This is a genomic window from Mycoplasmopsis equigenitalium (genome assembly GCF_024498255.1).
In the GTDB taxonomy this organism is placed as follows: Bacteria; Bacillota_I; Bacilli_A; order Mycoplasmatales; family Metamycoplasmataceae; genus Mycoplasma_H; species Mycoplasma_H equigenitalium.
In genome coordinates this window covers 785,384-806,532 of sequence record NZ_CP101808.1, presented here as the reverse complement: position 1 = coordinate 806,532, position 21,149 = coordinate 785,384, and the positions used below count along the sequence as shown (strand labels likewise).

19 protein-coding genes are annotated in these 21,149 nt (G+C 30.4%); 17 read left to right on the top strand and 2 right to left on the bottom strand.

The genetic code is table 4. From position 1 onward, the window contains the following. Positions 1–275 precede the first annotated feature (275 nt). Positions 276–536, top strand: coding sequence for a hypothetical protein (locus NPA09_RS03575; protein ID WP_129722702.1), 261 nt, complete (start codon positions 276–278; stop codon positions 534–536). 9 nt (positions 537–545) lie between these two features. Next, entirely contained in the window at positions 546–1,406 is an 861-nt protein-coding gene (gene fba / locus NPA09_RS03570; protein WP_129722705.1) for a class II fructose-1,6-bisphosphate aldolase, read from the top strand. Between the two features lie 41 nt (positions 1,407–1,447). Here fba and NPA09_RS03565 read toward each other — a convergent pair whose 3' ends face one another. Beyond that, entirely contained in the window at positions 1,448–5,839 is a 4,392-nt protein-coding gene (locus NPA09_RS03565; RefSeq protein WP_129722708.1) for a PolC-type DNA polymerase III, read from the bottom strand. 88 nt (positions 5,840–5,927) lie between these two features. Here NPA09_RS03565 and tmk point away from each other — a divergent pair, with 88 nt between their 5' ends. The 13 genes from tmk (at position 5,928) to NPA09_RS03500 (ending at position 17,668) form a co-directional block, all read left to right on the top strand. Further along, the gene (tmk, locus tag NPA09_RS03560; protein ID WP_129722711.1) at positions 5,928–6,578 is read left to right on the top strand and encodes a dTMP kinase; all 651 of its coding nucleotides are present in this window, start codon (positions 5,928–5,930) and stop codon (positions 6,576–6,578) included. Further along, positions 6,565–7,473, top strand: coding sequence for a hypothetical protein (locus NPA09_RS03555; protein ID WP_129722714.1), 909 nt, complete (start codon positions 6,565–6,567; stop codon positions 7,471–7,473). The genes tmk and NPA09_RS03555 overlap by 14 nt, the downstream gene beginning before the upstream one ends. Next, entirely contained in the window at positions 7,466–8,128 is a 663-nt protein-coding gene (gene rsmI, locus NPA09_RS03550) for a 16S rRNA (cytidine(1402)-2'-O)-methyltransferase (protein WP_129722717.1), read from the top strand. Before NPA09_RS03555 ends, rsmI begins: the two co-directional genes overlap by 8 nt. 89 nt (positions 8,129–8,217) lie before the next feature. After that, a complete protein-coding gene (proS, locus tag NPA09_RS03545; protein ID WP_129722720.1) occupies positions 8,218–9,645 on the top strand; it encodes a proline--tRNA ligase in 1,428 nt (475 codons plus the stop codon). Between the two features lie 85 nt (positions 9,646–9,730). Further along, positions 9,731–10,078 carry an MG284/MPN403 family protein gene (locus tag NPA09_RS03540; protein WP_129722723.1) on the top strand — a complete coding sequence of 116 codons (348 nt, stop codon included), beginning with the start codon at positions 9,731–9,733 and terminating at the stop codon, positions 10,076–10,078. After that, positions 10,078–11,226, top strand: a complete 1,149-nt coding sequence (locus tag NPA09_RS03535; protein ID WP_129722726.1) for an MHO_1580 family protein — start codon at positions 10,078–10,080, stop codon at positions 11,224–11,226. Before NPA09_RS03540 ends, NPA09_RS03535 begins: the two co-directional genes overlap by 1 nt. Further along, positions 11,216–11,644, top strand: coding sequence for an MHO_1590 family protein (locus tag NPA09_RS03530; protein WP_129722729.1), 429 nt, complete (start codon positions 11,216–11,218; stop codon positions 11,642–11,644). The genes NPA09_RS03535 and NPA09_RS03530 overlap by 11 nt, the downstream gene beginning before the upstream one ends. Positions 11,645–11,934: 290 nt before the next feature. Continuing rightward, positions 11,935–12,912 (top strand): lipoate--protein ligase, encoded by a 978-nt coding sequence (locus tag NPA09_RS03525; protein WP_129722732.1) that lies wholly within the window; start codon positions 11,935–11,937, stop codon positions 12,910–12,912. A gap of 2 nt (positions 12,913–12,914) precedes the next feature. Continuing rightward, positions 12,915–13,700: an alpha/beta fold hydrolase gene (locus NPA09_RS03520; RefSeq protein ID WP_129722734.1), complete on the top strand. Its 786-nt coding sequence runs from the start codon at positions 12,915–12,917 to the stop codon at positions 13,698–13,700. 143 nt (positions 13,701–13,843) lie between these two features. Then, positions 13,844–15,028 (top strand): elongation factor Tu, encoded by a 1,185-nt coding sequence (gene tuf / locus NPA09_RS03515; RefSeq protein ID WP_129722737.1) that lies wholly within the window; start codon positions 13,844–13,846, stop codon positions 15,026–15,028. Positions 15,029–15,274: 246 nt separating this feature from the next. Next, a complete protein-coding gene (locus NPA09_RS03510; protein ID WP_129722741.1) occupies positions 15,275–15,952 on the top strand; it encodes a hypothetical protein in 678 nt (225 codons plus the stop codon). 70 nt (positions 15,953–16,022) lie between these two features. Continuing rightward, on the top strand, positions 16,023–17,024 hold the full coding sequence (locus tag NPA09_RS03505; RefSeq protein WP_129722744.1) for a hypothetical protein: 1,002 nt from the start codon (positions 16,023–16,025) through the stop codon (positions 17,022–17,024). 56 nt (positions 17,025–17,080) lie between these two features. Beyond that, positions 17,081–17,668, top strand: a complete 588-nt coding sequence (locus NPA09_RS03500) for a 4'-phosphopantetheinyl transferase family protein (protein WP_129722747.1) — start codon at positions 17,081–17,083, stop codon at positions 17,666–17,668. A 43-nt stretch (positions 17,669–17,711) separates the two neighbouring features. Here the strand turns inward: NPA09_RS03500 and NPA09_RS03495 are convergent, their stop codons facing one another. Next, a complete protein-coding gene (locus NPA09_RS03495) occupies positions 17,712–18,770 on the bottom strand; it encodes a hypothetical protein (protein WP_129722750.1) in 1,059 nt (352 codons plus the stop codon). Positions 18,771–19,041: 271 nt separating this feature from the next. On the opposite strand from NPA09_RS03495, the gene NPA09_RS03490 reads away from it, so the two are divergent. Together NPA09_RS03490 and NPA09_RS03485 are read left to right on the top strand one after the other, a co-directional pair. Further along, entirely contained in the window at positions 19,042–20,019 is a 978-nt protein-coding gene (locus NPA09_RS03490; RefSeq protein ID WP_129722753.1) for a PTS sugar transporter subunit IIC, read from the top strand. 127 nt (positions 20,020–20,146) lie between these two features. Further along, the gene (locus NPA09_RS03485) at positions 20,147–21,142 is read left to right on the top strand and encodes a nicotinate phosphoribosyltransferase (RefSeq protein WP_129722757.1); all 996 of its coding nucleotides are present in this window, start codon (positions 20,147–20,149) and stop codon (positions 21,140–21,142) included. Positions 21,143–21,149 lie beyond the last annotated feature (7 nt).

The following is a 21,149-nucleotide window of genomic DNA, read 5'->3' as shown; positions in this document are numbered from 1 at the left end:
GCTTGCAAACATTAATTTATTTATTAATTTATTAACAATATATATTATTAATAAGCAAAACACGAAATGTTAAAAAATATTGAAAAAAAAGCAAAAAGTTAAAATTAATGCCAAAAAACTAAATTAAATTATTTTTTTACAATATTTTCAAGTGTGAAAAACTTTTCAAAAACTAACAAAATAATGTCGAAAATTTTGGCCGCAACTTTTTTATTTGTCGCGCATGGAAAAATAAACAAGTATTATATAATAATAAAGATTACGAAAGGATGCTGATGAAAACAATGGTTGACATCGCCTTAGAGCACTTAAATGCTCATGGTGAAGACAAGTTTGAAAACATTTTTGTATCAATTAAAAATGAATTTTTAGAAAGATGACAACATGAATCTGAAAAAAATAACACCCCAATTGAGGAAACTTTAACCAAGAAAATGGGTGAATTGTATAAACTTTTAACTGTAGATGCTAAATTTACTTATCTCGGTGATAACAGATGAGATGTTGCTTACCGTGAAAACGAAACAAGAAAATAGGAGAAAAATATGATTGTTAATGCAAAAAAAATGCTGAAAGATGCATACAAAAACGGCTACGCCGTTCCACATATTAATACAAATAATTTAGAGTGAACAAAAGCTATTCTTTTAACTGCTGAAGAAATGAAGTCACCAATTATTATTGCAACAAGCGAAGGTGCAATTAAATATATGGGTGGTTTTAACGTTGCTGCTGATTTAGTTAAAGCAATGGATAAAGATTTAAAAATTACCGTTCCAGTTGCTTTGCACTTAGACCATGGTACATTTGAAGGCGCTAAAAAAGCTATCGAAGCTGGTTACACTTCAATTATGTATGATGGATCACACGAACCATTTGCTAAAAACTATGAAAACACTAAAGAATTATTAAAACTTGCTAAGAAACATGATTTAAGTTTTGAAGCAGAAGTTGGAACTTTAGGTGGTGAAGAAGACGGAATTATTGGTGCTGGTGAGTTTGCTGACCCAGCCGAAGCTAAAAAAATGGCTGATTTAGGAATTGATGTTTTAGCTGCTGGTATTGGTAATATTCATGGTCCATACCCTAAAGGTTGAAAATCATTAAACTTTGATGTTCTTAAAAACATTTCGAAAACAATTGGTATGGGTGTTGTACTTCATGGTGGTTCAGGTATTCCTAAAGACCAAATTCAAAAAGCAATTTCATTAGGTGTTGCTAAAATTAACGTTAATACCGAATTACAACAAGCAAACCACAAAGCAATTCGTGCATTTATTGAATCTGGTAAAGATTTAGAAGGTAAAAACTTTGATCCAAGAAAACTTTACGCACCAGGTTACAAAGCAATGTGCGATACAGTTCGTGAAAAAATTGAAGAATTCGGTTCAAACAATAAGGCTTAATTTTGAATAAAAAACCGCTAAAGTGCGGTTTTTTATTTATTTTAATCATCAAACAAAGTAAATTGTTCTGAGTTGCTCAAATTATTAAGTGCACCAAGTGCATCCATTTCGGCAAAAAGAGTTTTATTAATTGCTGTTCGTTTTTGTAAATCTTCTTTTGAAGTGAAAGGTGCTTTTTTACGAGCGTTAACAATTGACTCAGCAACTGCTTCACCAAGTCCTTCGATTGCTGTAAATGGAGGAATTAGTTTTTTGTTTTTATAGTCAATTAATCATTCAGTTGCGGCTGATTTTTCGATACAAATTTTGTCAAAACTAAAACCTCTTAATGTCATTTCGTAAGCAACCTCTAAAGTTGTTAGTGTTTCTTTTTCTTTAGTAGTTAATTCATTTTTTAAATTACGTTTTTCAAGTAATCGTTCGTATTTTTTAGCAATCGCATCTTTGCCTTTACATAAAGTTTTTATATCAAACTCTTCCGCTCTGACTGTAAAGTAGGTTGCGTAATGTTCGAGTGGTTTATATAATTTGAATCAAGCTACTCTTCAACCCATAAGCACATATGCGGCAGCGTGTGCTTTTGGGAACATGTATTCAATTTTTTTCATACTTTCAATATATCAATCAGGAATTTTATTTTTCTTTAAAATTTCTTCTTGTTCCGGTGTTACTGTTCCATTTTTCTTCCGAACATTTTCCATAATTTGGAATGCAACAAGTGGTTTAATTCCTTTTTTCATTAAGTAGTTCATTACGTCGTCACGACAAGAAATAACATCTTTAATTTTTTTATTTCCTTCTTTAATTAAATTCTGAGCATTATTAAGTCATACATTAGTACCATGACTTAATCCTGAAACAGAAATTAAGTCTGCAAACGACTCGACTTGCACTTCTGCTAACATTTGACGAACAAATGAAGTACCAAATTCTGGAAGACCAATTGCGCCGGTTGTATCTTTTCCAATTGTTCCTGGTTCGATATTCAGTGCTTTCGAAGATCTAAAAAGTGATAAAACTTTTTCATCCATATTAGGGATTTCAGAGAAGCTAATTTTAGTTAAACGCTCAAGCATTTTAATAGCGGTTGGATCTTTATGACCTAATAAGTCTAGTTTTAATAATGATTCGTGAATCGCTTCAAAGTTGAAGTGAGTTGTTTTTCATTCACTTTTTTCATCATTACTTGGGTAGTTGATTGGAGTAAAATCTTCGACATCATATTCTTTTGGAACAACAACAATACCACCCGCATGTTGTCCTGATGTTCTTTTGGTTCCTTCGATCGAAGATGCTAGATATTTAGTGAAACCATAAGTCATAGGTTTTCTAATTTCTTGGGCATAAGTTTTTACATAACCAAAACAAGTTTTGTATTGTGCTGCCAAAATTGTGCCAGCACGAAATGTGTGGTGTTCACCAAACATTTTCTTAACTTCCTCGTGAATAATTGGTTGATATTCACCAGGGAAGTTAAGATCAATATCAGGAACTTTGTCTGCGTTGAAACCTAAAAATGTTTCAAAAGGAATTAATTGTCCATCTTTGTATAAATCGGTATGACAATTTGGACACATTTTATTTGGTAAATCGAAACCAGAAGTGTAATCAGTTTTTTCTAAAAGTTCGAAATATTTACATTTTTTACAAATGTAGTGAGGCGGAAGTGGATTGATTTCGGTAATACCAGCAAGAGCAGCGACAAGCGAAGAACCAACACTACCACGACTACCAGCGAGATACCCATCATTTCTTGTTTTTTGAATTAGTTTGCTTGCGATTCAATAAATAACAGAAAAACCATATTTTAAAATAGGATTAATTTCTTTTTCAATTCTAGACTCAATAATTTTTGGTAATTTTTCTCCGTATTGTTTATGCGCGTTTTTATAAACAAGTTCTTTTAATTTAACATCAGAATTATCGTAAATTGGGGTAAATAATTTGTTTTCAAAAATTGTAATTTGATTTATTTGTTCTGCTAATTTATACGTGTTTTCGACAACAATGTCATTGATTAATTTGGGGTCACTTAAAAACTTAAAGTAGTCAATCATTTGGTTGGTTGTGGGAACAAATTGAAGTGGGTAAAGTAAAGTTCCTTCTTGTGCCTTTTTATAGTTGTATAGATAGTGTTTTGAGTTTCCTACACCACTTGTATGAATTAAAACTTTATGAATTTCTTGTTCATGTGGATAGACATATCTCGCATCAGAAACAGCAATAACCAATTTACCCATTTTGGTTGCTTCTTTAACTAAAATTTTTAGTAATTTTTTAATTTGCTCTTTTGAAAATTTATCCTCTAAATAAGTGAAATTATGAGGAGGTGTAATTTCAATATAATCATAATTTTCAAGTTCTTTTCTAACTGCAGAAAGGGAGCGATAAAATAAACAATCGTAAAGATCGCTTCGAAGAGTTGATGATCCTAATAACAAGTTTTGTGAGCCCTTTAGTTTATCAAAAAATATTAAAGGGTTTTTGCTCATTTTGTGTTCAATTAAGTCGGTGTGCGCTTGTGAAATTAATTTATAAAGTTCTTTTAGCCCCTCTTGATTTTTAACCAAAACACTTACTTCTGAAGTTAGAAAGTTTGGAACAAAACCACGATATTTTAACTGACTTAGTTGTGTTATAGTTGTAATTTTTTTATTGATTAAAAGATTTTTAAAGACGATTCAAATTTTAGCCAAAACTTCGGCATCGTAATCACCACGGTGCGCTTCAGTTGTGTTGTATGTTATACCAAGACGTTTTGCTACTGCGCCAAGTGTATGTTTATCATTGTCTTTAGATATAATCCTCGAAAGTGAAAGTGTATCAATAAAGGTGGTATTTCCATCATCGAACCCATACTCTTCAAATTTTTGTAAAATAACATTCATATCAAAGGCAGCGTTATGAGCAACAGTGACTTTATTTTTAACGATGTTATAAATTTTTTCAATGCCTTCTTTTTGTGAAAGACCACTTTCCAACATCTCGTTTGTTATCCCTGTTAGTTTTGTTATTTCCTCAGAAACAGGGTGTGTAGGTTTAATTAAGAATTGATAATTTTTTATAATACTTTTACCTTTAACAACACTTGCACCGAACTCAATTACTTCATCTAAAATTGGAGATAAACCAGTTGTCTCAACGTCAAAAACAATATACTCGTTATCGTCTAAATTTTCTTCGCATTCAGATCTTTTTAAAACAATGTTGTTAAGCTGTTTTATGGTTGTAAAAGTTGAACCATAAAATTTAGAAAAATCAACAGAATTTGTTGAAAAATTGTTGAATTCTGGAAAATTCTGTACTGAATCAACATCCATTAAAGCCATCCCTCGAAGACCCATTTCCTTAAGCTCTTTAGCGATAGCTTTAGCGGGTTTGAAACCATCTAAAACAGTCATATTTGATTTAACATTAAATTCAATTCTTGGTTTTTTAGTTTTATCCTTTTCCAAAGAAATAAGAGGGTCAATTTCATGGAAAGAGTTAAGGAGAATATTTCATTCTTGTAAAGTGCCAAGAGTTTTAAATTGTGTGGTCCCCTTAAATTCGTAACTTTGACCGGTTTTGAGTTTTTTAAATTCTTCAATCATTTCTTTTTCGCGCGCAAAACCAACAAAGGAAATAGCATCCTTATAGTCGGTAATATTAAATACAAACATAATTGAACCATTTTTTACAGGTTTATATTCCACGTTTCCAAAAATAGTTCCTCTAACAATAACGCGCTCTTTAATATTTGTGTCTTCGGTCATGTTAATTTCTGAAATAGTTCGCTTGAAATATTGATAACTTGTGTTTTTAAAGGTGCGTGAAAAATTGCTTAATGGTTCTTCTTCAATTTCTTCATAAATACCATTTTTAAAATTGTCTGATTTTTGTTGTTCTAAAACTTCGAATAGTTCATCATGATTCTTTTTCTTTGTTACATAAAAACGAACAGTTTTAAATCCTGTGTCGTGAATTAGTTTTAGCATATCGTCTTTAATTTTTTCAAAGGCTGTTTTTAGCTCGTCATTTTCGAACGAAAAAGTAATTTTTCCATTTTGCTCAAAATTAAATGAATTCCCAAAATATTTTCTAAAAAGCAAACATTCTTCAGTTGTTAGTCGGTCAGCTACTTGTTCGTAAAAGTGTCATAAATAAGTAGTAAAATTACCAGCAGTATACACCGGGGTTTTAACGTTAATTATCAAATTATTTCCAAACGGGTCATCCTTATTTAATACAGCTCAAAACTTTTTAAATTCGACTGAATTTGGAATTGTATCAAATGTTAAATCCAATTCACGAATCCATCCCTTTTCAACATCAAAATCACCATATAATTTAATTACCTTAAACTGGTTTCAATTAACATCGATTTTAAGTTTTTTGCAGATGAGTAAAAAGAATGATTTTGTTTCTAATTCTCTAGCGCTATCGTTTGTCATACTATGATTATAATAAAATAATGTGTCTAAATTACGAATAAATTTTTATTAATTAATGACATAATTATTTAAGTTAAAAGGAGATGAAATGTTCATAACTTTTGAAGGTTTAGATGCTAGTGGAAAATCAACAGCAATAAAAAAAGTTTATAAATATTTAAAAGAAAAATATCCAAAACTTGAATTAGTTTTAACAAGAGAACCAGGCGGAATTAATTTAGTAGAAGCAGAGCGCGTTAGGGAAATTGTGTTAGATAAAAATTCACATCTTTCAGATTGATCTGAAGCATTTTTAATTTCAGCTGCCAGAAGAATTCATATGGAAAAAGTAATTTGACCTGCTTTAAAAGCTAAAAAACTAATTTTATGTGATCGTTATGTTGACTCTTTTTATGCTTATCAGGGTTTTGGTCGTGAAATAGGGTATCAAAAATTATACGAGTTCTCAAAATTTATTATTGAAGACACAATGCCAAATTTAACTTTTTATTTTGAAATCAGTGTTGATAAATGTTTGGAACGTATGCATAAAACAAGAACAACACTTGATCGCTTGGATAGTCTAGAACATCACTTTTATGAACGTGTTGAAGAAGGCTACAAATTTTTAATTAATCAAGACAAAGAACGTTTTTTGATGATTGATGCCACCAAAAGTGTGAATAAAGTAGTTGAACAAGTAATTGAAAAACTAGAAAATAACAAACGTTTCCAGGAGTATATTAATGGATATTTTTAAAGTTATGGATGCTTATGTGAAAAATAAACAACTAACACATTGTTATATTTTTCACGCATCACAAAATACTGATATCGAACAATATATGCTTTATTTTTTTAATAAAATTAATAAATCAAATTTTAAAAAACTAGATTACGAACAAAGTTATGATAACGTACAACTTGTTAATTTTGATTACGCGCAAAAAACTGATGCCAAAATTACCGGTAAAGAAGCGATGGTTCGCGCTTTTAGTCAGTTAGAAAATAAAATTAGTGGTGGTCGTAAAAAGTTTTTAATGATAAAAAACCTAGATGAAATGCATGTTAATGCGATTGGGTACATTTTAAAGTTAATCGAAGAACCATCGCCAAATTCGATTATTATGATTAGTACAAGAAACCTTTCTAATTTACCAAAAACAATTATTTCAAGAGCAGCATTATTAAAAGTGCCAATTACTTTTTCTGAACAAGAATTAAAACAAATTAAAAAAGAAATTACTAGTAAAGAATTTAAAGAAATTTTAATGAATATTTTTTATTCATACAAACATATTAGTGAATTTATTAAGTTTTTTAGTTTGCAAGATATAACTAATGTGCTGAGTGTGTTGGTTGAATCAACTACTAATAAATATAAACTTGCCGCTTATATCATTGAAAAAATGGATATGAAAAATTATTACTATTTATGTTCGCTATTAATTTTTCTATTTCAAGAAGCAAGATTACAAAAGACTCAATACGCGCAAAAAAACATCGAACAATTTGAAGTGATTGCTAATTCAAAAATAGCTGTAGAAAAGGTTGTTGAATACATTTATAAATTTATAAAAACAGCTAGAAGTAAATATAATTTTTTCCTTTTCAAACAAATTTTAATAATTGATATTATGAGGTCTTATGTCTAAACTATACTTAGTGGCTACCCCTATTGGCAATTTAAAAGATATTACATTACGTGCGCTTGAAGTGTTAGGGAGTGTTGATTATATCGCTTGCGAAGACACAAGAACATCAGCAAAATTGTTAAACCATTACAACATTAAAAAACCACTTTTGTCACACCATACACATAACGAGAGAAACAGTACAAAAGGTATTTTAAAATTACTTGAAGAAGGGAAAAATGTAGCATTAATTTCCGATGCGGGAATGCCAATTATTTCCGATCCTGGTTTTAATCTTTTACAAGAAGCAAAAGAGCATAATTTCGAGTTTGAAATTATTCCTGGTGCCTCAGCATCTGTGCTTGCTTTTGCTTATTCTAATTTAGGGAATAGTTTCACCTTTTTAGGTTTTTTAGAATCGAAAACAACACGGATTAAAAACCAGTTATCCTCATTACCAAAAGGAACATATGTAGCGTTTGTTTCACCTCATAAATTAATGACAACAATGAGCATTTTTCAAGAGAATTTCAACAAAAATGTTGAAATTTACTTAGTTAAGGAACTTACAAAAGTTAATGAAAAACACTTTACAGGAACACCTGATGAAGTAATCGAACAACTTAACAAAAGTTCATTAAAAGGCGAGTTTACAATTGTCTTTAAAATCAAATAAATAGTACTTAGGCCACCAAAAAACACCTTTTTGGTGGTTTTTTCATATGAAAAAACAACTTTTTATGTTTTTTGTGTCATAATTCTTAAATGAAGACATTAAATAAGATTACTCCACAAAAAGAAAATTTTGCAAAATGATATGTTGACGTTGTTAAAAACGGCGAATTGATGGAATATGGCTTAGTAAAAGGAACAATTATTTTCAAACCAAACAGTTTTGGAATATGAGAAAATATTCAACGAATTTTAAATGAAAAGTTTAAGCAAGAAGGTGTTGAAAACGTTTATCTTCCAATGCTTATTCCTACTCAGCAATTTCAAAAAGAAAAAAACCATATCGCAGGTTTTAATCCCGAATTAGCAACCATCACTAAAGTTGGTGATAAGGAACTACCTGAACATATTTATATAAGACCCACATCAGAAGTTCTTTTTGCAGATTTATTTCGTAATATAATTAGCGAAAAAAATGAGCTGCCAATTCTTTTTAATCAATGAGCAAATGTTCTTAGATGAGAAAAAACAACAAATCCATTTTTAAGAAACTCGGAATTTTTATGACAAGAAGGACACACAGTTCACGATAACGCTATTGAAGCAAGAAAATTAACAAGAAAAATGTTAAGCATTTATGCAAAATTTATTAAAGATTATTTAGCGATCCCAACAATTACTGGTAAAAAAACACCACGCGAAAAGTTTGCGGGCGCATGTACTACTTATACAGTTGAAGCGATGATGAAAGATGGTAAGGCGCTACAAAGTGCTACAAGCCACTATTTAGCCCAAAACTTTTCAAAACCTTATGACATAAAATTTAAAAATAAAGATAATGAGTTTGAATACGTTTACCAAACCTCGTGAGGAGTTTCGACTAGATTAATTGGAGCAATCATTATGAATCACGGTGATGATCGAGGTGTGATTATACCACCACTTATTGCAAATACACAAATTGATATTCTTACATTGTTTTCGAATAAAAATCCTGATGTTTCGAAGGTTGCCAAACAAATTTTTAACAAATTAATTAAAAAATATCGTGTAAAAATTGATGATACCGATAAACAACCTGGTTTTAAAGCCGCACAAAGCGAAATTCAAGGTGTTCCGATTAGAATAGAAGTTGGTCCACGCGACCTAGCAAATAATCAAGTATCAATTGTGCGGCGTGATACTTTAGAAAAAACATTGGTTGATATTGACAAAATTCAAGTTTTTATTAAAAAATTAATTAAAGATATTCAAGACAACTTATATAAAATGGCGAAAGAAAGACTTGATGCCAATATTGTTGAAGTTAATAACTATAAAGAATTTAAAGAAGCCATTGCGCAAAATAGATTCGTTATTGCGCCTTTTGAGGGCGAAGAAGTTGTAGAAGAAATCATTCAAAAAGAAACCGGCGCTACATCGCGTTGTATCTTGATTCAAAACAAAAAAGCATCTCTCAAAAAATGCATTTATACAAGCACCAAAACTAAGCGAAGAGTGCTTTTTGCTAAAAGCTACTAGGAAAAAATGGGCAAAATTCCCATTTTTTTTCTTTTTTATATCAATTTTGACCCCTCAGAATACATATATAGGTAGGAGGACATAAATGAATATAAAAAAATTAGACTTCACATCTAAGAAAAACTTAGTTAAAGACGCTTGCAAATTGTACAAACGTGTTAAAGGTGTACAGTTAAGCGACGAAGTTTTAAAAAGATATAACACATCTGCTAAGAACACCTTAGAATTGAATAAAACTATGAAAGTAAAATCAATTTTTGAACAAATTTTGAATTTACTTTCGCCAACAAGTTATATGATTATCGATAACTTGTTTCTTAAAGAACACGAAGAAAAAGAAAAATGAATTGACCAATACTTTTCAAAAACCACTTTTTATAAAAGACAACACGAGGCTATAGATGAGTTTCTAGACTATCTATATGAAAAATAATGATAGTACTAAACTACGATATGCCCCAGAAACAGGTTAAGGAAGTATTTCAAGGTCAAGTTGATTATCATTTTAAAGGAAAAAGGACAAACATTAGTTTGGACATAAATCCTAAAAACCAATTATTTTATATTAGATACGCATTTTATTCAGGCGAAATGACTGGAAGAACAGGTAAAATAAGAATGAAAGTATTTATTAATTCAGAATTAGTTTGTGATTCGACCGAATTACAATGCACACACTACGCTTATGGATATTATGGTATAGAGATACCAGAACCAGCACTAAAATTTACAAAATGAAACGAAGTAAAAAATATTTTTATATCGTCTGAATATAAAACATCAGAAGATAACGAATGACATGTCTTCGACAAATTACATATTGTAAATAGCACAAATGAAGAAGACATTAAAAACAAAGAATATTCTTTTGGAAAAAAAGGAATCGTTTTCGGCGAACTAACCGGACTTAGAGTAAATGATAATGGCTTTAAAGAAAGTCATTCAACAATGACAATTATACCTATTCTGGACGAAAACGAAGACACGTATGATTATAAAACAAGATTTTTTAAAGTGCGTGTAGACGCAGAAGGACAATATAATAATTATCCTGTTGATCACGAAATTTATGGAATTAGTAATTTGATTATTGATAACAAGTTACAAACATTACCTACAAAATTTGAATATTTTTCTTCGAGAGAACGAAAACATTTCTTTGTTGATATTGATGCACAAACATCGTATGATTATCATAACAAAACTACTACATCAAACATAGATTCTAATAGCAAGGATGGATATATTATTCCATATTCTTTTGCCGGAACATTTTCTCCAAGATTAGAATTCAGTTTTGGTAGTTTTAAGAATATTAAAGCAGGTTTTGATGTAGATGTAGAAAACTCACTATTAGGTGATATAGATAGTAAAATTACGGTTGACATAAAAGAAAAAAACTCAATAGAAAATAAAGGTTTTTCTTGAAATTATTATTCAATTAGTTCAAAAGATTTTGCATATATTTTACCTGATAAACTTAATTTCTCATTACTACTTAAACGATCGTTAGCTACAGGAACTTTGCCTGTTTGAAAAGAAAAAGATTTTGAAATTAAAAAGGAAGAAAATGAAGAATAAAATTAAAAAGTTTTTAATTAGTTTTTCCCCGCTTCCTATCTTACTTCCTTGCGTTGCAGTTAGCTGCGATAAAGGAACAAAAAGCAGTCAAAACAACAGCACTGATTTAGACAATATAGATTCTACAAATAGTGGGACAAACTCAAATGATTACACCCATAAAAATGTTTTCCCCGATTTTAGAAATGATGAATTTCAAAAATTTGTCAGATATAACTCGCTCACAAAACAAGCATATTTAGACAAAGAAATTATTGCGGCATTCATTAATAGTTTAATAACTAGAATGAATATTCTAACCGGGGAGTTGCGTTGAAGTTTCTCACAACCTTCTCCCCGGATTCTTGAGATTTACATTTCATGATTTAATAATAATAAAACACTAGACAAGACTTATGTGTTTTCAATTAATGGTTAAAAATTTATAAAAAATATTATAGAATACATCTAAATACAATTACACTCCTTCTTTTTTTATTTATATTATTTATATTATTTTCGGTTTATATTTTCATACTAACTAAATTAAAAATTAAATTATAAAGTTTGCATTTTTGATTATGGGCATAGTTCATTCCTTCTATTTAATTGCTTATTTTCACAAAATTTTAATAAAAAAAACAGAACACCTTACCTCCTTTCTTTTCTTTGGTGTTCTGTTTTTTGTATTTTTGTGAAATAATTATTTGGCTATAAAAAGGAGAGAAAATGATAGTTTTGAAAATGAAATCTAATGAACCATACAAAACACTATCGTTAGAAGAATTAATTTTAAAAGACGAAAAATATATAGATCAAGACATTATGTTGTTATATCAACATGACAATTCAATTATTATTGGCCGCAATCAAAATTTACACGAAGAAATTAATCTAGATTATACCAATGAACATAACATAAAAATAGCAAGAAGAATATCTGGTGGCGGCGCCGTTTATCATGATTTAAACAATTTAAATTTTAGTTTTATAACCAACAAAACCACCAAAGGATATAAACAATTTTTACAACCTATTATTGAATATTTGAATCAAATTGGCGTACCTGCTCAATTTGAAGGGCGCAACGATATAAAAGCTAATGGTTTGAAAATTAGCGGTAATGCTCAATTTATTTATAAAAACAGAATGTTTAGTCACGGCACCCTACTTTTTAATGTTAATATTGAAAAAATGGTCGGTTCACTTAAACCCAACCCATTAAAAATGCAATCAAAAGGCATTAAGTCAGTTAGACAAAGAGTGGGAAATATCAAGGATATGCTCAAAGAAGATATTTCTATAGATGATTTTGCAAATAATTTAATTAAATATATGCAAGAAAAATATGGAGCCGTTTTAAAAACAGAAAAAGATTTTGACTACAAAGAACACGCCGCACTTGCAAAATACAAACAATCAGATGAGTGATTATATTTCAAAAATCCAGAATTTAGTATTGTTAACACAATGAAATTTGATAACGGACTTATTTCATTTAAGGCAAATTTGGAAGAAAACAAAATTAAGTCAATTGCATTTGAAGGTGATTTTTTATCACAAAAAGAAATGAGCGATGTTATTCATTTATTTGATAATGCAAATTACGACAAAAAAACTTTCGCTACAATTTTAGATAAAATCGACTTAAATTTATATTTTGGCTGAATTAAGAAAGAAGAATTAATTACTTTAATTTTTGGGTAGGCATGACAATTAAACTTTTAAATGAAACAATTGAATATACAAGTGATGATACAGGCAAGGAAAAAGTAATTTTTATTCATGGATTTGGCTCAAACGGCGCCGTAATCAACAGGTTAAAAAAATATAATTTGAATTTTGATTTAGTACAAATTGATCTTCCTGGCTGTGGAAAATCAACAATGAATAAAGAAATTTGTTCGCTTGAATATATGTATGAAATTGTTGTTCAATTTATTAAAGAAACAAAATTTAATTTTAAATTTGCGATTTCGCATTCAATGGGCAGCGATATTGTTTTACAACTCTTAAAAAATAAGTTGGTTGAAAAAGCGATTTTAGTTTCTCCACTTACTTATCAACTTCATCATACTAAGATTAATATTAAAAACAATATCTTGCCAACAAATTCCGAACAAGCAAAACAATCGCTTTTAAATTTATTCGCGCACCATTCTGAAGGTTTTTTAAGTATTGTAGATCGCCAGGCTCAAACAGCTTTAAATTATGCTAATGAACATCGTAGTTTTTTTGAAGCAATGGTAGATAATCAAATTTTGAATTCAAATTATTTAAATCAAAAACAATTTGATATTTTTCAGAAATATCATAAATATATCAGCATTATTGTTGGGCAAAACGATCTATTCACTGTATGTGAAGCGTTAGAAAAATTAGCAAAAGAACACGATATTAATTTTTACACTATTCCCGATTGTGGTCATGCTATCTTTGTGGAAAAATCGGAAACAACTGCTAACTTAATAAATAATATATATAATGATATATAGTACAAAAATGTAATATAATAAGTTTTATTTTTGTTAAAATATAGTAACTACGTGCTCTATGGACAGGTTATAGGTGAAAGACTATACAAAGGTGGTTTTAGCGCGTTAAAACAATTTTTTATAAATAAAATGAAAGGATAAAAATGGCAAAACAAGATTTTGACCGTAGTAAAGAACACGTTAATATTGGTACCATTGGTCACGTTGACCACGGTAAAACCACATTAACTGCTGCTATTGCTACAGTATTAGCTAAAAAGGGTTTATCAGAAGCTAAAGACTATGCTTCAATTGATAATGCACCTGAGGAAAAAGCTCGTGGTATTACTATTAATACATCACACATTGAATACCAAACAGAAAAAAGACACTATGCACACGTAGACTGTCCTGGTCACGCCGACTATGTTAAAAACATGATTACCGGTGCTGCACAAATGGATGGTGCAATTCTAGTTGTTGCTGCATCAGATGGTCCAATGCCTCAAACTCGTGAACACATTCTTCTTTCAAAACAAGTGGGTGTTCCAAAAATGGTTGTTTACCTTAACAAATGTGATATGGTTAACGACGAAGAAATGATTGACTTAGTTGAAGTTGAAATTCGTGAATTACTTTCACAATACGGATTTGACGGTGACAATACACCTATTATTCGTGGTTCAGCTCTTAAAGCACTTAACGGCGATGCAAAATATGAAGAATCAATTTTCGAATTAATGAACGCTGTTGACACATGAATCGAAAACCCACCAAAAGAATTCGACAAACCATTCTTACTTGCAGTTGAAGACGTTTTCACAATCACAGGTCGTGGAACTGTTGCTACAGGTAGAGTTGAACGTGGTGTTTTAAAACTTAATGAAGAAGTTGAAATCGTTGGTCTAAAACCAACTAAAAAAACAGTTGTTACTGGTATCGAAATGTTCCGTAAAAACCTTAAAGAAGCACAAGCAGGTGACAATGCCGGCTTACTTCTTAGAGGGGTTGACCGTGATGGTATCGAACGTGGACAAGTTCTAGCAAAACCAGGATCAATTATTCCTCACACAACTTTTGAAGCAGCTATCTATGCTCTTAAAAAAGAAGAAGGCGGACGTCACACTCCTTTCTTTAAAAACTATAAACCACAATTCTACTTTAGAACAACTGACGTTACTGGTGGTGTAGAATTTGAAAAAGGCCGTGAAATGGTTATGCCAGGGGAAAATGTTAACTTAAAAGTTACACTTATCGCTCCTATTGCTGTTGAAGAAGGTACAAAGTTCTCAATCCGTGAAGGTGGTAGAACAGTTGGTGCCGGATCAGTTACAAAAATTATTAAATAATTTTATAAAAAAGCGAAATAACAATTCGCTTTTTTATTTTTTCAAGGAAAAACAAAGAAAAACAAACAATATTTATGTTTTTTTGTATTATGAAATCACGCTAAAACAAAGAGAAAAAAACAAAAAAATATCGAAAATCCGGCATTTAATTCGGATTTTTTTTTTTTTTACTTTTAGTGTATAAATTGGGTATACCAACAATAAGTCGCATTTATTGATTGGTGTAAAAATATTAAGGAGGTTTCAATGAAACTAAGAAAATTAAATTTAATAGCTCTAGCAATATTACCTACAATTACAACCGTTGCTGTAAGTTGTGGTAATTCAGAAAACAAAACTAAAGAATTAGATGCTTTAAAAGCATATGTTAATGAAAATAAGGTTGAAGCTCTTCTTAGTGGTGTAACAATTGTTGCCACAGAAGACGAAGCAAAACCCGAAAATGTTGAAGAAGGTAAAAAAGTTATTCTTCAATCAGATGTCGATGCTTATAAAGTTACTTGACAAACAGCAAACGGAGTTACAGAAGAATCTAAGGCAAAAGAGGCAAAGACAGCTTTAGAAAATGCTGTTACGGTTCTCAAAGGAAAAATTGTAACAGGAACCAAGGTTACAACACCTACAACAGAAATCGATACTTTAAAAGCATATTTACCAACCGTTAGTGTGGGAAAACTTAAAGAAGCTGGCCAATTATTGGACAGTACAAAAGTAGAGATTGTCGAATCTCTTCCAGGTGCTGACACATACGAAATAGGAACTTTCAAGGTTCTCAAATCAGATGTTGAGGCTTATGGGGCTGTATGAAATGACGCAAATGGTTCGGGTGTAACTAATGATCAAGCAGCTGCCAAACAACAAGCGGTTAAAGATGCTCTTGAAGCTCTTAAAACTAAACTTGTTGAAGGTACAAAAACAGAGTAAAAATAATTAATTATTTTTTTAATTTATTAATATAATTTTTCTTTGTCAAAAAATAGAAAAAAGGAGAATTATGAAATCGATTAAGTTAACTTTAACAGCGTTAGCATTTTTACCCATTGCAATTACTGCTGTAAGTTGTAATCAAGAAAATAAAAAAGAAAATAAACAAAAAGAAAACAAGGAATTAGCTGAACTTAAAGAATTTATTGCTTCTCATAGCGTAGAAAAACTACAAGAAGCTGGCGGAGTATTAGAAAACGTTAAGGAACAAATAACAACTTCGCTTGATGCTGCCAATATTTTAGAAAACGAAAAACAAATTCTTAAAACGGACTTAGATGTTTATAAAGAAGCTTTAAAAAAAGCGAGCGAAGCTACGGACAATACTAAAGCTTCTGCAGCAAAATTAACACTTGAAGCAGCATATAACACACTATTGTCAAAGATTGTAATTGGTACAAAAAAACCAGCTCCATCAACCACAGAATATGAAAAAGCTAAAGCGCTGATGGTTACATATGATTATGGTAAATTATCAAAATACGATCTTACATTAAAAGGCGATGTAGAGCCAAAACCAGAGGAATACGGTGAAGGGTTTAAGGTTGTTTTGAACAAATATTTAATGCCTTTTAAAAAAGCATATGTTGCAATTCAGAGGTTAAGTAAAAAAGATGGTGAAGCCAAAGCCAAAGAATTAGCTGATAATCTTATTAAAACAGCAGAAGAACTTATAGCAAAAACTGTTATTGGTACATCTAAAGTTCCTGCTCAATTAGGTGAGGCTGTAAAAAAATACTCGCTTGAAAAACTACAAGAGGCTGGCGGAATTCTTTATGGTGTTGAGTATGTTGATACTACAGTTGCGTCTGCAGATTTGCCAGCAGGTAAAAAGCAATTATCAAACGCTAATAAAGAAAAATATATAAAAGTATATGCTAAGGCTAATAGACTTTACATTAACTTTTCAAAAAAAGCAACCATTAAAGAAATGCAAGAAGTTATACCAGAATTAGAACAAGCGGTACAAGAGCTTAAAAATAATATTGTTATTGGTACTAAAGCTAATTAAAATAAAAACCAGCCAACAGGTTGGTTTTTATTTATAAAAAGGTAAAATATATAAAAATGAGTTTATATGTTTATTTATCCAATGTAAATAGAGAGATCGATTTAGATAAAATCTATTCAGAAACAAGAAAACAAGAAATTAATAATACAAGTAATATTGATGTAAAAAGTAGCAAGTATAGTGGATGACTTTTATTGCAAAAAGCAGTTAAAGAAGTTTTGAATTTAGACCCAAGCAAAATCAACTTTACAAAAGACATCAATAATAAATGGATATGTAAAGAATTTTATTTCTCGCTTTCACATACCAATAAATTTGTTGCAGTTGCAGTCTCAGATCAAAGAGTGGGTATCGATATAGAAGAGATAAAAACGGTTTATGTAAATATCTCGCAACGTATTTTAACCAGTGAGGAATTAGAAGAATTTACTTTGCTTTCACAAGAAAAAAGAAATGATTATTTATTAGAAAAATGAACACAAAAAGAGGCGCTTTTTAAATATGGACACAACAGCATTTTTGAAGCTAAAAAACTAGACACGATCACAAACCAGAATTTATTATCAACGCAAATACTTAACAATAATTTAGTACTATCAATTTGTTCGAAAAACAGCAAAAAACCAAAAATCATTTTTAATTAAAAATCAACACATTTTCTTTATTTTGTGTTGATTTTTTACTATTTTATGAACGAATAATTTTAATATTTATAGTACTAAATTTATTAAAAATATCATTTAGAACTTCCTGGCGTCTTTCTTCTGATTTTTTAAGATTATTAGTGTTGGTTTCGATCCTTGTTTTTAACGTTTTTTTATTATTCAAGGACAATCATTGTTTTAAGGTTTCGAATTTTTTAATTGAGAAAAGAGCATCAAAAAAAGTAATTAAAAGGGCCTTTTCTTTTTTATCCAACGAACTGGTTTCAATAAGTTTTGGATAGTCTTTTGTTAGGTTATTGTATTTAGTTTCTTTTAGTGCTTCTAACACTTTATAAAATGATTTTTGTTCATTTAAAGCATTTTCTAATTTTGTATTGCTTGAGCTTAAGTTGTAAATACTTACAAGTTTTTCTTTTAACTCATCTTTAATTTCATAAGCATAAACCATTGTTTCAACATCGCTATATGAGTAATTTACCATTTCATCAAACATTTCTTGGCTTGTAATGTATTTTGTAAGCGATTTTCATTTGGGATCGCCATTTGTTAGTTTTCAATAAATGTAACCACAAACACTTGCCATACGGCCATTTTTCTCGATCATTTTCTTATTAATTTCTGATTTCGCATATCCTGGAATTATTCTTAAAACATTTTTATTTAACATTACAGAACGAAATTTTGGAAATTGACTTTCGCCTTTACCATTTTTTAAGGTGTTAAGAGCAACCCGTGCTCTGTCAAAATTTCCATCTCTAATATCATTAGCAATAATTTGAGTACCTGTTTTTAAATTTTTAAAAATCCTGTTTTCGAATTCGGGCGCTCATCCTCAAAATTGTGAGGTTTCCGCAAACTCTTGTCAGGATTTTATTGACAATTCTTCAAACACGACATTTTCAATTTCTTTCAGCATTAATTCGCTTCAATTTTTCTCATTAACATTTTTAAAATCTACTCATTTTGTGAATGTTTTATAAGTTTTTTCGTCTTTTTTAATTGCCATTGAAAACATATATGGAATGCTAATACCATATGATTGTATACCTTCAAAATCAATTAAAACGACGTTCTTACTCATAATACCCCCTAATTATATGACAAAGCCCTAAACACAATAATATTTTTTATGTCTTTTAATTATCATAGTGCCTTATTTATTTATATAATATAAATGCAGTCACAAAGATTGTAGTTTCCTGACTGGGTTAGTTTCCCAACCGGATGTTAAAGCCATCGTACTCATTGAGCATGAGCAGGTGAAATTCCTGAGCCGACAGTAAAGTCTGAAGATAGTCTCTACACACTGTGTAAAGCTTTTGCAGGAACTTCTTCAAAGGAGTTTTTTATTTATGAAATTCACTAAATGGAAAGAAATAAATCATAAGAATTTATGGTTTGATTCTTTAACTGGAACCGGAATTGGTTTCTTTGCCACATTAATTGTGGGAGGATTGTTTGGAATGATAGGAACATATTCGGACGATAATTTGTTCCTTTCCATTAAAAAGTTTTTAGCATACATCTCACCACTCGCGATTGGTATTGCAATTGGAATCAAAAGTAAAAAAACTATTTTAGAAACGTTAGCAATTGGTATTGCAGCTTTTATTGTTGCAAATAGCACAATTAAACCATTTTTTGATTTAGCGAACAATACAATTGTTTATCAAGTTAAAACAATTAATATTAATTTAAATATGAATGTTATTGGCGATGCCGTTAGTGCATGATTAAGTGCGGTGTTTATTCTTTATTTTTTAACAATGATTAATATCGAAAATTCATTTTCGATTATTATCTTACCAATTGTTGGTGTAGCCCTTGGAATTATTAATGCGCTTTGATTAACGTATCTTTGTAATTTGCTTTTGGTTTGGATTGAATGGATTATTAATAATTCAGTTAATTCAAGTTATGGGTTACGAATTGCACTTTCGCCACTAGTAAGTTTGATTATGGGGCTTGCATTAACATTGCCTATTTCTAGCGCGTCAATTGCTTATTCAATTCACTTAGATTCGTACGGCGCATCAATTGCGGTGGCGGCCACAAGTGCTCAAATGATCGCGTATGGCTTTATTGTTTTACTTGCAACTCGTAATATGAGTTATTATATTTCTACAAGTTTTGGCACGACAATGACACACATTAACAACTATACAAAAAATTGAAAACTGTTAATTTTACCTTGCGTTGCCTCAATAATTTCGGGATTTATTGCTAGTTTTATGCCTTGCGATTTTGACTTAGAACCAACAAAAATTTTGTGTTGGGCGGAATGGGAACAGCGATTTTATATGGGCCAATTTTTAGTATCATTGAACTAGGTTATAATCAACCATGATCTTGAATCCATGTGTTGTGCTTGCAGTTTGCGCTACCAATAGTATTAGCTACGGGATTTTATTTTTTAAATAAAAAACTTAATTGATTTGAAAATAAGGAGTTTGAATTATGAAAGAATATATAGCAGAATACTTTTTTAAAACCAAAAAAATACTTGAAGCAAAAAAACCAAACAACGTTATTACAATGCAGTTTTTTCAACGCGAAGATAATACTGTACTTTGTGGAATGAAGGAAGTTTTAGAACTTCTAGAAAAAGAAACCGATACAAAGAAATATAAAATTCGTTACTTGCCAGACGGAAGTATTATTAATGATAAAGAAGTTGTGCTCGAACTTGAAGGACATTATCAAGATTTTGGTATTTACGAAGGAATGATTGATGGAATTTTAGCGCGTAGCTCAAGTATTGCAACCAACACAAGACGAATTGTTGAGGTAGCTAATGGTAAAAAAATTGTTTATATGGGAGACCGCGCCGATCATTATTTAATGCAAAGATTTGATGGTTATGCTGTGCATATTGGAGGAGTTGATACACAATGTACAAAAGAACACGTTGCACTTCATAACGGGCTAGCGGTTGGTACAGTTCCTCATGTTTTGTTTCAAGGTTTTGATGGTGATATTGTCAAAGCTCTTCAAGCTTACAAAGAAGTGATTAATGAACCAATAACTGCTTTAGTTGATTTTAATAATGATGTTATAAACGATTCTTTAAAAGCATTGAAAGTTTTTGGTAAAGATATGGTCGCATTAAGGGTTGATACGGCCCAAAATGTTCGTGATAAAATGTTTAAAAATAACGAAGACGAATTTGGGGTAACCCCAAACCAAATTAAACGTCTTCGTCAAGCGCTTGATGAGCATAATGGAAAGCATGTTAAGATTATTGTTTCGAGTGGATTTAATGCTAAAAAAGTTAAGTGGTTTGAAGACGAAAAAACGCCTGTTGATGTATACGGAATAGGCGGAAGCATTTTAAAAATTAAGTTAAACTTCAGCGCTGACGCTGTTAAATTAAATGGTAAAGAAATAGCAAAATTTGGACGAGTTTATTCGCACAATCCAAAACTAATTGAATACAAAAAAAGCAGCAAATAGGCTGCTT